The 11,110-nt window shown below is 76.1% G+C and carries 12 protein-coding genes and 1 riboswitch; of the genes, 5 read left to right on the forward strand and 7 right to left on the reverse strand.

Features of this window, described 5'->3' with window-relative positions; translation table 11 throughout:
- Window positions 1-134 precede the first annotated feature (134 nt).
- From QNH85_RS11345 to rocD, 3 genes are all read left to right on the forward strand, one after another.
- On the forward strand, window positions 135-683 hold the full coding sequence (locus tag QNH85_RS11345) for a hypothetical protein (protein ID WP_282946583.1): 549 nt from the start codon (window positions 135-137) through the stop codon (window positions 681-683).
- Window positions 684-822: 139 nt separating this feature from the next.
- Window positions 823-1,653, forward strand: a complete 831-nt coding sequence (gene ddaH / locus QNH85_RS11350; RefSeq protein ID WP_282946584.1) for a dimethylargininase — start codon at window positions 823-825, stop codon at window positions 1,651-1,653.
- Between the two features lie 55 nt (window positions 1,654-1,708).
- A complete protein-coding gene (gene rocD, locus QNH85_RS11355; RefSeq protein WP_282946586.1) occupies window positions 1,709-2,944 on the forward strand; it encodes an ornithine--oxo-acid transaminase in 1,236 nt (411 codons plus the stop codon).
- Window positions 2,945-2,963: 19 nt separating this feature from the next.
- On the opposite strand, the gene QNH85_RS11360 is transcribed toward rocD, so the two are convergent.
- Window positions 2,964-4,184 (reverse strand): spore germination YkwD domain-containing protein, encoded by a 1,221-nt coding sequence (locus tag QNH85_RS11360; protein ID WP_282946588.1) that lies wholly within the window; start codon window positions 4,182-4,184, stop codon window positions 2,964-2,966.
- Window positions 4,185-4,337: 153 nt separating this feature from the next.
- On the opposite strand from QNH85_RS11360, the gene QNH85_RS11365 reads away from it, so the two are divergent.
- The gene (locus QNH85_RS11365) at window positions 4,338-4,814 is read left to right on the forward strand and encodes an Lrp/AsnC family transcriptional regulator (RefSeq protein ID WP_249669509.1); all 477 of its coding nucleotides are present in this window, start codon (window positions 4,338-4,340) and stop codon (window positions 4,812-4,814) included.
- Window positions 4,815-4,889: 75 nt separating this feature from the next.
- Here QNH85_RS11365 and QNH85_RS11370 read toward each other — a convergent pair whose 3' ends face one another.
- From QNH85_RS11370 to QNH85_RS11390, 5 genes are all read right to left on the reverse strand, one after another.
- On the reverse strand, window positions 4,890-5,870 hold the full coding sequence (locus QNH85_RS11370; protein ID WP_282946592.1) for a universal stress protein: 981 nt from the start codon (window positions 5,868-5,870) through the stop codon (window positions 4,890-4,892).
- Window positions 5,871-5,976: 106 nt separating this feature from the next.
- Window positions 5,977-6,405: a hypothetical protein gene (locus tag QNH85_RS11375; protein ID WP_282946594.1), complete on the reverse strand. Its 429-nt coding sequence runs from the start codon at window positions 6,403-6,405 to the stop codon at window positions 5,977-5,979.
- The gene (locus tag QNH85_RS11380; RefSeq protein ID WP_213284182.1) at window positions 6,381-6,818 is read right to left on the reverse strand and encodes an HNH endonuclease; all 438 of its coding nucleotides are present in this window, start codon (window positions 6,816-6,818) and stop codon (window positions 6,381-6,383) included. The genes QNH85_RS11375 and QNH85_RS11380 overlap by 25 nt, the downstream gene beginning before the upstream one ends.
- A gap of 257 nt (window positions 6,819-7,075) precedes the next feature.
- Complete coding sequence (locus QNH85_RS11385; protein WP_282946597.1) at window positions 7,076-7,864, reverse strand: C40 family peptidase; 789 nt, start codon at window positions 7,862-7,864, stop codon at window positions 7,076-7,078.
- Between the two features lie 2 nt (window positions 7,865-7,866).
- Window positions 7,867-8,032, reverse strand: a riboswitch (cyclic di-AMP (ydaO/yuaA leader).
- Between the two features lie 239 nt (window positions 8,033-8,271).
- Window positions 8,272-8,970 carry an iron-dependent transcriptional repressor DtxR gene (locus QNH85_RS11390; RefSeq protein WP_282946598.1) on the reverse strand — a complete coding sequence of 233 codons (699 nt, stop codon included), beginning with the start codon at window positions 8,968-8,970 and terminating at the stop codon, window positions 8,272-8,274.
- A gap of 79 nt (window positions 8,971-9,049) precedes the next feature.
- Here QNH85_RS11390 and serC point away from each other — a divergent pair, with 79 nt between their 5' ends.
- Window positions 9,050-10,192, forward strand: coding sequence for a phosphoserine transaminase (gene serC, locus QNH85_RS11395; protein ID WP_428830396.1), 1,143 nt, complete (start codon window positions 9,050-9,052; stop codon window positions 10,190-10,192).
- Between the two features lie 77 nt (window positions 10,193-10,269).
- On the opposite strand, the gene QNH85_RS11400 is transcribed toward serC, so the two are convergent.
- Complete coding sequence (locus QNH85_RS11400; protein WP_282946602.1) at window positions 10,270-11,019, reverse strand: LPXTG cell wall anchor domain-containing protein; 750 nt, start codon at window positions 11,017-11,019, stop codon at window positions 10,270-10,272.
- Between the last annotated feature and the right edge of the window lie 91 nt (window positions 11,020-11,110).

The following is an 11,110-nucleotide window of genomic DNA, read 5'->3' on the forward strand; positions in this document are numbered from 1 at the left end:
GGGTGCCTGCACCCAACGACCTGCCGCCGCGGCCGCTCGGCCGGCGCCGTCGGGGAGAGGATGGGGACGACACGCCCGCGGGGTCGACGTGGGCACCCGCCCCACCCGCCCGGCGTGACGGACAGGGGCGCAGCGTGATCACGCAGGACCGGCACCGGACGCCCTGGGCGCGCGTGACCCGGGTGGTCCCGCTGGACGCGGCCGCCGCGTGGGCGCTCGTCGCCGACGCCCGGCACCACTCGCGCTGGGTGCCGCTCACCCGGGTCGACCTGGGTCCGCCGCCCGCGCCGGGCCGCGGGCCGGTGCGGCGGGCCGCGGGCGACGCGCCGCGGGTCGGCGACGACGTCGTGGCGGTGAGCGGGCCGTTCGCCCGGCGGGGGGCGCCGGGGCTCGTGGACCGCATGCGCGTGGAGCGGTTCGAGGCGCCGCTGGGTGCCGTGCCGGGCGTGGCCGTGTTCGTGAAGCGGGGGCCGGTCCTGCTCGGCACCGCGCGCATCGAGGTCGCGGCCGCGGGGCCGTCCTCGGCACGGGTGACGTGGTCGGAGACGGTGCACTTGCGCGGGCTCCCGCCCGCCGCGACGCGCTGGCCCGCGGCGGTGCTGCTGGACCTGATGATCGGGCTGGTCCTGCGGCGCGCGATCCGCGACGCCCGCCGCGCCGCCGCGCAACGATCTGCCGCCTGAGCCGCGATCCGCGCAACGAACTGCTGGTCCCCGCGCAACGTCGCGCCATGATGCTCGCGCCCCGGGCCTCGTAGGCTGACGGGACGTGCCCCGACGAGGCGGCCGACGTCCCCGGACCACGACCCCCGCGAGGAGCACCATGACCCGCACGCCCCAGGCCACCGCGCGGCACTACCTCATGTGCGAGCCCACCCACTACACCGTCTCCTACGAGATCAACCCGTGGATGGACTCGACCCGGTACACCGACGCCGGCCTGGCCGTGCAGCAGTGGAAGACCCTGCGCGAGACCTTCGAGCGGCTCGGCCACACCGTCGAGACGATCGACCCGATCCCGGGCCTGCCGGACATGGTCTACGCGGCCAACGGCGCGACCGTCGTCGACGGTCTCGTGTACTCCGCGAGGTTCCGCTACCCGGAGCGCCAGCCCGAGGGCCCGGCGTACGAGAAGTGGTTCGCCGACCACGGCTACGTCACGCACACCGCGGAGCAGGTCAACGAGGGCGAGGGCGACATCCTCGGCGTCGGGGACGTGCTGCTCGCCGGCACGGGGTTCCGCACGGACCGTGCCGCGCACGACGAGATCGCGCGCGTCACCGGCCGCGAGGTCGTCAGCCTCGAGCTCGTCGACCCGCACTACTACCACCTCGACACCGCGCTGGCGGTGCTCGACTCCACGCCCGGGCGCGAGCAGGTCGCGTACTTCCCGCCGGCGTTCTCCGACGCCTCGCGCGCCGAGCTGGAGCGCCGCTACCCCGACGCCGTGATCGCCTCCGAGGCCGACGCTGCCTGCCTGGGCCTCAACGCCGTCAGCGACGGCCTCAACGTCGTCGTCGCGCCGGGCGCCGTCGACCTCGCCGCCCAGCTCACCGAGCGCGGCTTCCGCCCCCACCCCGTCGACACCAGCGAGCTGCTCAAGGGCGGCGGCGGTGCCAAGTGCTGCACGCTGGAGATCCGCCCCACCGCCTGAGCACGCCCGCCACGCGCCCCAGGACAGCGGGCGCCCGCCCCGCCGAGGTGTCCCGATGACCGCCACGCTCCCCGCACGCACGGCCGAGGGCGCCGGCCCGCTCGCCCCCAACTACCACCCGCTGCCGGTCACCCTCACGACCGGCGAGGGCGCGTGGGTGCGCGACGCCGACGACCGCACGTACCTCGACATGCTGGCCGGGTACTCGGCGCTGAACTTCGGGCACCGGCACCCGGCGCTGCTCGCGGCGGCGCACGCGCAGCTCGACCGGCTGACGCTCTCGTCCCGGGCGTTCGACCACGACCTGCTGCACCCGTTCGCGGCCGCGCTGTCGGACCTCGCGCGGCCGGTCGTCGCCGGCGCGCAGGACGGGACGGCGCCGATGGTGCTGCCGATGAACACCGGCGCCGAGGCGGTCGAGACGGCGATCAAGGCGGCCCGCAAGTGGGGCTACGACGTCCGGGGCGTCGCGCCCGACCGGGCCACCGTCGTGGTGGCCGCCGGGAACTTCCACGGCCGGACGACGACCATCGTGTCGTTCTCCACCGACCCCGAGGCGCGGGACGGCTTCGGCCCGCACACCCCCGGCTTCCGCATCGTGCCGTTCGGCGACGCCGAGGCGCTGCGCGCGGCGGTCGACGAGACGACCGTCGCGGTGCTGCTGGAGCCGATCCAGGGCGAGCAGGGCGTGGTCGTCCCGGCCGCCGGCTACTGGCCCGCGGTGCGGGAGATCTGCACGGCGGCGGACGTGCTGCTGATCGCCGACGAGATCCAGTCGGGCCTCGGCCGGACCGGCACGACGTTCGCGCTGGAGCTGTGGGACGTCCGGGCGGACCTCGTGACGCTCGGCAAGGCGCTCGGCGGCGGGGTGCTGCCGGTGTCCGCGGTCGTCGGCCGGCCCGACGTGCTCGGCGTGCTGACCGCCGGCACCCACGGCTCCACGTTCGGCGGGAACCCGCTCGCGTGCGCCGTCGGGATCGCCGTGGTGGACCTGCTGCGGCCCGGCACGTACCAGGAGCGCGCCCGGACGCTCGGCGCGCACCTGCACGAGCGGCTCGCCACGCTGGTGGACACCGGCCTGCTGGTCGGCACCCGCGGCGTCGGCCTCTGGGCCGGGCTCGACGTCGACCCCGACCGGATGACCGGGCGGGAGCTGTGCGAGCGACTGCTGCGCCTGGGCGTGCTCGCGAAGGACACGCACGGCTCGACGATCCGCCTCGCGCCGCCGCTGATGATCGACGCCGACGACCTGGACCTCGCGCTCGACCGGCTGACGCAGGCGCTGCGCTGAGGCCCCGCATCCGCGCGGGTCAGGAGAAGCGCATCGCCGTGTAGAGGCGGCCGTTGATCGTCACGGCGCCGATCGACACGGTCGTCTTGCCGTCCTTGAGGATCCACGCCCGGTGGCCCGGGGAGTTCATGTAGGCGGCGATCATCTGGCTGTCGCTCGCCGGCTGCACCCAGCCGACGATGTGGTCGTTCCCGGAGTGCCAGATGCTCCCCGCGGCCGCCATCGCCGCCGCGTGGTCCGCGAGCGAGGACGACCCGGTGACGGCGAGCGCCGGCAGCCCGTTGTCGACCCGGGCGGCGTTCAGCGCGGCGCCCAGCCCGCTGATCCCGTACGACTGCACCCCGGCGGCCCAGCCACCGGCGGCGGGCGCCGCCGCGACGGACCCGCCCGACGAGGCGGGGGCGGCGGCGCGGGCCGCCCGGGAGCCGGTGCTGCGGGCGGCGGCGCGCTGGGCGGCCTCGGCGGCGGCGCGCTCCGCGGCGACCCGCTCGGCCTCCACGCGCGCGGCCTCGGCGGCCTGCCATGCTGCCTCCGCGGCGACGGCGGCCTGCTGCGGCGCGGCGACGGCGGCCGCGGACGCGCGGAGGGCCGCCACGTTCGTCCCGGCGCCCACCGTCGAGGCGGCGGCCGCGGTGGCGTCCGCGGCGGACCGGAGCGCGGCCAGGGGGGCCTCTCCGGCGTGCGGGGAGGCGTCGGCGGCCGCGCGCGCGGCGGTGACCACCTCGCCGGCCCGGGCGACGGCGTCGGCCGTCGCGGCGTCGTAGCCGGCGGCCACGGCGGTGCCCCGAGCGGTGGCGGCCACCGCGTCGTCCGCGCGCTGGGCGGCGGACGCGGCGGCGGCGCGGCTCTGGGCGTGGGCCCACGCGGCGGCGCGCTCGTCGGCCCGCAGCTGCACGACGACGCCGGCGGCGACCGCCCCGACGACCGCCAGGCACAGGAGCACGACGGCGACGGCGCGGGCGACCGCGCGGCGGCGGGCCGGCTCGGTGCGGCCGGGCTCGGTGCGGACGGGCTCGGTGCGGGCCGGCTCCGTGCGGGCCGGCGCCGTGCGGGCCGGGCTCGGTGCGGCCACCGCGGCGGGCGTGCCAGCGGCGGGGGCGTCGCCGTCCGGCGACGCGGGGTGCTCCCGCTGCGTGGGGAACGTCCGTGGTGCGGTCTCGCCCGGGTGGGGTGGCTGCGCCGCCCCCGGGGCGACGAGCGTGTCCGTACCGGCGTGCGTGGGTCCCTGCGGTGCAGGCATCCGCGTTCCTCTCGAGTCCGTCCGGGTGTCACCCCTTCATCGGCCGTGGGGCCGTCCGGGTGAAGCGTCGACGCCGGGTTCATCCGGCACGGGCAGGCGGTGAGCCGTGCCCCGGGGGCCCCGCGAGCGCAGGTGTGCGGGAAGATCGACCCCGTGACACCGACCAGCACCCGCGACCTGGACCCCATCGACGAGGCGATCCTCCGCGAGCTCGCCGTCGACGCCCGGGCATCCTACGCGGATATCGGCGCCGTCGTCGCCCTGTCCGCCCCCGCGGTCAAGCGCCGCGTGGACCGGCTGCGCGAGCGCGGCGTGGTGCGCGGGTTCACGGTGCTGCTCGACCCGGCGGCGCTGGGCTGGGAGACCGAGGCGTTCATCGAGCTGTTCTGCCACGGATCGACGAGCCCCGCGACCATGCGCGGCGCGGTCGAGCGCTACCCGGAGGTGGTCGCCGCGAGCACCGTGACGGGCGACGTCGACCTGGTGGTGCAGGTGCGCGCGCGGGACATGCGGCACCTCGAGCAGGTGGTCGAGCGGCTGGCGGCGGAGCCGTTCGTCGCGCGCACCCGCTCGACGATCGTGCTGTCCGCGCTGGTCCGCCGCCCGGACGTCCCGCCGCCGCCCGCCTGAGGGCCCGGGCCGGCACCCGCCTGACGGCGCGGCGCCGGCCCCCGCCTGCCAGCACCCGCCGGTCAGCGCCGGCGGTCAGCGCCCGGCGCTCTCCCCGTGCGCGGACCCGCCGGCACCGGCGGGCTCCGGCCGCTCCTGGCACCGGTTCGTCACGACCATCACCGGGCACGCCGCGTGGTGCAGCACCGCCTGGCTGGTCGACCCGAGCAGCAGGCCCGTGAACCCGCCGCGACCCCGGGAGCCGACCACGATGAGGTCGGTCGCCGTCGAGAACTCGGTCAGCAGCTCCGCGCCGGTGCCGTCCAGCACGTGCCGGCGGACGGTGAACCCGGGGTGGTCGGCGAGCGCGCGGTCCACGACCACGTTGAGCCCCTCGGTCACGTCGGCCAGCACCTGCGTCTGGTCGATGCTGGCGGGCAGCCACGCCATGACGCCCGACCCGCTCCCGACGGGCACGCCGGCCACCGCTGTGAGCTCGGCGTCCCAGGCCTTCGCCTCCTCGATCGCGTACCGGAGCGCGAGGTCGGCCTGCGGGGACCCGTCGACGCCGACGATCATCCGGCGCACCGGCCGGACGACGGGCTCGGACTCGTCCGTGGGGACCACGCCGCCGCGCCGCTGGTCGCGCAGCGGGACCACGACCGTGGGGCAGTAGGCGTGGGCGGGCAGCGTCGACGACACCGTGCCCAGCAGCCGGTCGGCGAACCCACCCTTGCCGCGCGTGCCGACGACCGCGAGCGACGCGTCGCGCGACATCTCGACCAGCACGGCCGCGGCGTCGCCGGTGGCGACCGTCGTGACGACCTCGACGCCGATGTCCCCGACGCGCTGGCGTGCCTCGGCCAGCACCGCGCGGGCGCCCTGCTGGATGGCGGTGTCGTCGAGCGCGGCGTACCCGCCGTCGAGCGACGCCGCCGTGAACGACGGGAGCGTGTACGAGCACACCACGTGCAGGGGGCGCCGGCGGGTGCGGGCCTCCCCCGCGGCCCAGTCGAGGGCGTGCATGCTCGCCGCCGACCCGTCCACCCCGACCAGGATCTCTGCGTCTCGCCTCATCGCTGCGTCCTCCTTCGGTGCACACCCCAGTGTGCCCCCGATCATGCCGTCTGCGCACGCTCCCCGGGGGGTGGCGTGGAGAACACTTGGCAGATCCTTGACGACCTCAGGCGCGGTCGGCGGCCACGACCTCGACGACGGTGCGGTCCGGGGCGACGCCGCGTGGCGGGCGGACGGTGTAGGTGGTGAACGCCATGTCGGCCGTGCAGGCGCCGCCGGGCGGGGTCACGTCGTCGACCGTGACCCGGAGCGTGGACCCGTCCAGCTCGACGGCGACGGGCACCCACGGGCACGACGAGCTGCCGCCGACCCACACGTCGACGAGCCCGTCCTCCCGCACGACCCCGCCCGAGCCGTCGGGCGTCAGCTCCGCTCCCGCCGGCACGCCCGGCCGCGAGTCGACGGCGATGCTCCGGACGCCGCCGGCACCCCGCTGCGCCAGTACGACCAGGAACCCGGCGACGATCGCGACGACCACCGCCACGGCCAGCACCCGCCGGCGCCGGCCCGTCACGCGGCCAGGTACGCCGACCACGCCGGCTCGTCGACGGCGGCGCCGTGCAGGAACGCGACCGCGCCGCGCGGCGGCGTCGGGGTGTACCGCAGCTCCCAGCCGATCTCGTGCAGCAGGCGGTCCGCCTTGCGGTGGTTGCACCGGCGGCAGGCGGCGACGACGTTCGCCCACTCGTGCCGCCCGCCGCGCGAGCGCGGGTGCACGTGGTCCACCGTGTCGGCGTGCGAGCCGCAGTACGCGCACCGGTGGTCGTCGCGCTGCAGCACGGTGCGGCGCGTCGGCGGCAGGGGCCGTCGCATCGGGACGTGCACGTACCGGGTCAGGCTCAGGACCACCGGCAGCGGCAGCGCGGCGTGCTCGGAGTGCAGCACGCGGCCGTCGGTCTCCAGCACGGTGGCCTTGCCGGACATGACGAGGGTGACGGCGCGGGGCATGGTCACCACGCACAACGGCTCGAGGCTGGCGTTCAGGAGCAGCGTCCTGGGTGGCGCGGGCAGCAGCACGGCGTACTCCTAGACCAGGTCGGGGACCCGTCTGGCTGTCCGGGCCCGCTGGGGGAGGCAAGCAAGAGCAGGGTACGCGCACCCGGCGGGATCCCGCGTGGGCTTTGCCGCCCGGCCCCGGGGACGACGCGACCCCCACGGCCGGTGGGCCGTGGGGGTCGGGTCGAGGAGTGCTGCGGCGCGGTGCGTCAGCCGATGCGGATGAACACCGGGGAGCTCTGCCAGATGCTGCGGAACTGGATCGTCTTGCCCGGGCGCGGGGAGTCGATCTGCTGGTCGCCGCCGGCGTAGATCGAGATGTGCCCGGGGCTCCAGATCAGGTCGCCCGGCTGCGCGTCCGCGGCGGAGACGACCGTGCCGGCCGCCTTGATCGCCGAGGAGGTGCGCGGCAGGGAGATGCCGAGCTGGGCGTACACGTAGGAGACGAAGCCGGAGCAGTCGAAGCCCTCGGGCGTCGTGCCGCCGGAGACGTACGGGACGCCCACGTAGCGGGCGGCGACCTCGAGGACGGCGTTGCCGGCGACCGACTGCGGCACCGAGGCGGTGGCCTCGGCGGCGACGGCCGTCGTGGCGGTCTCCGCCGTGGCGCGCTGGGCGCTGCGGGAGGTGGCCCGCACCGGCTCCGGCTCGGGCTCGGGCTCCGGCTCGGGGACGACCGCGGTCGCGGCGGGCGCCTCGAACGTCCACGCGGCGTCGGCCGGGGCCGTCACGACGGGGGCGGTCTCGAGCACCGCGCGGGCCGACGCCGTCAGGGCGGCGGTGTCCACGGACGGCAGCGACGCCTGGTCGCCGGACGAGGACGCGGCGGTCGCCGGGACGGCGACCATCGAGACCATGAGGCCCGAGGACGCCGCGACGACGGCGGTGCGGCGACCGGCGAGGGCGATGGAGCCCGTCGCGACGGTGGCGAGATCGGTCAAGGGGGTGACGGGGCGACGCGCGGAACGGTGTCGAGCGCGCACAGCACTAGCGGTCACGTACAGCCTCTCCTGGCGCCTACGAGGTGAGCTGTCGGGTTCGGGTTGGAGATCCCCGGCCGCGCTCCGCTCCCGGACGGATCCGGTCACGTCGCGCGGCTTCACCCCAAGGACACCGTCTCCGGTGCCCACATGTGGTTCCCCCGCCCCTGCCGGCGAAGTCCGTTCGGAACCTCGGGCGGCGGCAGGGCTCGGCGTACCGTCCAAGGGCTCTGACGGAGGAGGGTTCCGTCGAGCGAAACCGAACGTACCGGACCCCGGAGCCGATTGTCACGTTCCGGTCACGACTCGTTTCCCTGCGCGCGAGAACGCTCACAAGCACGGGTGAGGCCCGCCGCAGGTCACCGACGCGCGAGGGCCCCGCACGTGGCCTTCGCCACAGCGCGGGGCCCTCGGGGGGCGCGGCGTCAGGAGGTGCGCAGGAACACGTGCCGGGCGACCTCCTGCGGGAGGTCCAGCACCGTCTCGGCACCGGGGGCGCCGACGGTCACGGTGCCGCCGTTCTTCTCCACGACGATCTCGTTGCCGGGCTGCACGCCGGCCTGGGCCATGCGCGCCAGCAGCTCGACGTCGATCTGGATCGGCTCCCCGATGCGGGCGACGACGGCCTTGGTCGGGCCGCTCGAGCGGGTGGCGACCGCCACCGAGGACTCGACGCCGTCGAGGAACGTCACCTGGGTGCGCTCCTCACCGATCTCGTCCAGCCCGGGGATCGGGTTGCCGTACGGGTCGAAGTGCGGGTGGTCGAGCAGCGCGGCGAGGCGGCGCTCCACCCGCTCGCTCATGACGTGCTCCCAGCGGCACGCCTCCTCGTGCACGTACTCCCAGTCGAGGCCCACGACGTCGACCAGCAGCCGCTCGGCCAGCCGGTGCTTGCGCATGACCCGCATCGCCTTGCCGAAGCCGGCCTCGGTCAGCTCCAGGTGGCGGTCCCCCGACACGACCAGCAGCCCGTCGCGCTCCATCCGGGCGACGGTCTGCGACACCGTCGGCCCGCTGTGGCCCAGCCGCTCGGCGATCCGGGCTCGCAGCGGGGTGATGCCCTCCTCGGTGAGCTCGTAGATCGTCTTCAGATACATCTCGGTCGTGTCGATCAGGTCACTCACGCCGGTGCCCTCCTGTCGTGCGCGGACGTCCGTCCACAGGCTAGTCGGCTCCGGCGACGCCCGGAGGCGGGCGCGTAGGGTGCGGCGCGTGACCGCGACCACGCCCGTGACGATCCCGGACCACCTGCTGCCGTCGGACGGCAGGTTCGGGTCCGGCCCGGCGAAGGTGCGGGACGCGCAGGTCCGCGCGCTGGCGGAGGCCGGGCGGGCGCTGCTCGGCACCTCGCACCGCCAGAAGCCCGTCCGCTCGCTGGTCGGGCGGGTGCGCGCCGGCCTGGCCGAGCTGTTCGACCTGCCCGACGGGTACGAGGTCGCGCTCGGCAACGGCGGGTCCACGGCGTTCTGGGACCTCGCGACGCTGTGCCTGGTCGAGCGCCGGTCCGCGCACGCCGTGTTCGGCGAGTTCGGGTCGAAGTTCGCCGCCGCCGCGGCGCGCGCTCCGTTCCTCGACGAGCCGGTCGTCACCGAGGTGCGCCCCGGCACGTCCGCCGTGCCCGCGCGGGCCGAGGGCGTCGACGTGTACGCGTGGCCGCACAACGAGACCTCCACCGGCGCGATCGCCCCCGTGCGGCGCGTGCCCGGCTCCGCCGACCAGGGCGCGCTCGTGCTCGTCGACGCGACGTCGGGAGCGGGCGGCCTCGCGGTGGACGTGTCGCAGACCGACGCGTACTACTTCGCCCCCCAGAAGTCGTTCTCGTCCGACGGTGGCCTGTGGCTCGCGCTGCTGTCCCCCGCCGCCGTCGAGCGGGCCGCCCGCGTCGAGGGCTCCGGGCGGTGGGTGCCGGAGTTCCTGTCGCTGACGACCGCCGTGCAGAACTCGCGCGCCGACCAGACGCTGAACACCCCGGCCATCGCGACGCTCGTGCTGCTCGCGGAGCAGGTCGACTGGATGCTCGCGAACGGCGGCCTCGCGTGGTGCGCCGAGCGGACCGCCACCTCCGCCGCCCACCTGTACGGCTGGGCGGAGGCCCGCGACTGGGCGACGCCGTTCGTCGCGGACCCCGCGCAGCGCTCCCCCGTCGTCGGCACGATCGACCTCGCGCCCGAGATCGAGGCGCCGACCGTCGCGGCGATCCTGCGCGCGCACGGGATCGTCGACGTCGAGCCGTACCGCAAGCTCGGGCGGAACCAGCTGCGCGTCGCGATGTTCCCGTCGGTGGAGCCCGCCGACGTGCTGGCGCTCACCGCCTGCGTGGACCACGTGGTGGACCGGCTGGGCTGATCCGCACGGACGCACCCGCCGGGGGTTCCCGGCGGGTGCGTCCGTGCTGCGTCGCCCGGTGCGCCGCCCGGGTCCGGTCAGTGGCCGCCGTGGTGCCGGCGCACCGAGGTGGTCACGAGAGCCGCGCCCAGCAGGACCAGCAGCCCCGCCGCGGTGAGCATCGGCCAGGTGTCGGACCCCGTCGCCGCGAGCACCGCGGAGTCCGGCGCGGCGAGCACGTCGGACGTCGTCGTCGTGGTCGTGTCGGAGGCCGCGAGCACCTGGGACGACCCCGGCGGGTTCGCGCAGACCGACGTCTCGGGCGGGTACGACACCACCGTCGAGGCCTCCGGGTTCACCGACAGGACGACCTGGACGTCCGGCCGCGTGAAGTCGTAGGCGTCGTGCTGCGTCCAGCTGCCCTCGGGCGTCAGCATCCACCCCGGCCAGTCGACGACGGCCCCGTTCACGACCACGGTCCCGGGCCAGTACACCCGCCCGCTCAGCGGCAGGCCGGACTGGACGATGTCCTCGCCGTCCGGGTTCACCCAGGTGATGGTCAGGGTGTCGTCCGTGGTCCCGTACGCCTCGACTGCGTAGTCGAGCACCGGGGCGGCCTCGAGGCAGATGCCGGCCGCGCGGGCGATGACCAGCTCGCACCGACCCGGGGGTGCGTAGCCGTCCGCGGGCGTCTCGCAGCCGGTGTCCGGGTCGATGACCGCCGCGACCGGGGCCGCGGAGGCGGCGGGTCCTGCGGGGGCCGGCGGTGCGGCCAGGGCGGAGCCCGCCCCGCCGACGAGGAAGGCCGCCGCCAGCACCGCCACGAGTGTGCGTCGAACGCGTCCCATGTCCTGCTCCTGTCTGCCCAACGCCGTTGTCGGACGTCCCGCCAATTCGTACAAATCGGACATTTCGTACATCGTAGGCACGGGTCCGGGG

It is taken from the genome of Cellulomonas endometrii, from assembly GCF_949769265.1.
GTDB lineage: Bacteria > Actinomycetota > Actinomycetes > Actinomycetales > Cellulomonadaceae > Cellulomonas > Cellulomonas endometrii.

Excerpts from the sequence above, each read along its gene's own strand:
- ddaH (WP_282946584.1), top strand. The coding sequence starts at position 823 with ATGACCCGCACGCCCCAGGCCACCGCGCGGCACTACCTCATGTGCGAG.
- rocD (WP_282946586.1), top strand. The coding sequence starts at position 1,709 with ATGACCGCCACGCTCCCCGCACGCACGGCCGAGGGCGCCGGCCCGCTC.
- QNH85_RS11360 (WP_282946588.1), bottom strand. The coding sequence starts at position 4,184 with ATGCCTGCACCGCAGGGACCCACGCACGCCGGTACGGACACGCTCGTC.
- QNH85_RS11370 (WP_282946592.1), bottom strand. The coding sequence starts at position 5,870 with ATGAGGCGAGACGCAGAGATCCTGGTCGGGGTGGACGGGTCGGCGGCG.
- QNH85_RS11380 (WP_213284182.1), bottom strand. The coding sequence starts at position 6,818 with ATGCCCCGCGCCGTCACCCTCGTCATGTCCGGCAAGGCCACCGTGCTG.
- QNH85_RS11400 (WP_282946602.1), bottom strand. The coding sequence starts at position 11,019 with ATGGGACGCGTTCGACGCACACTCGTGGCGGTGCTGGCGGCGGCCTTC.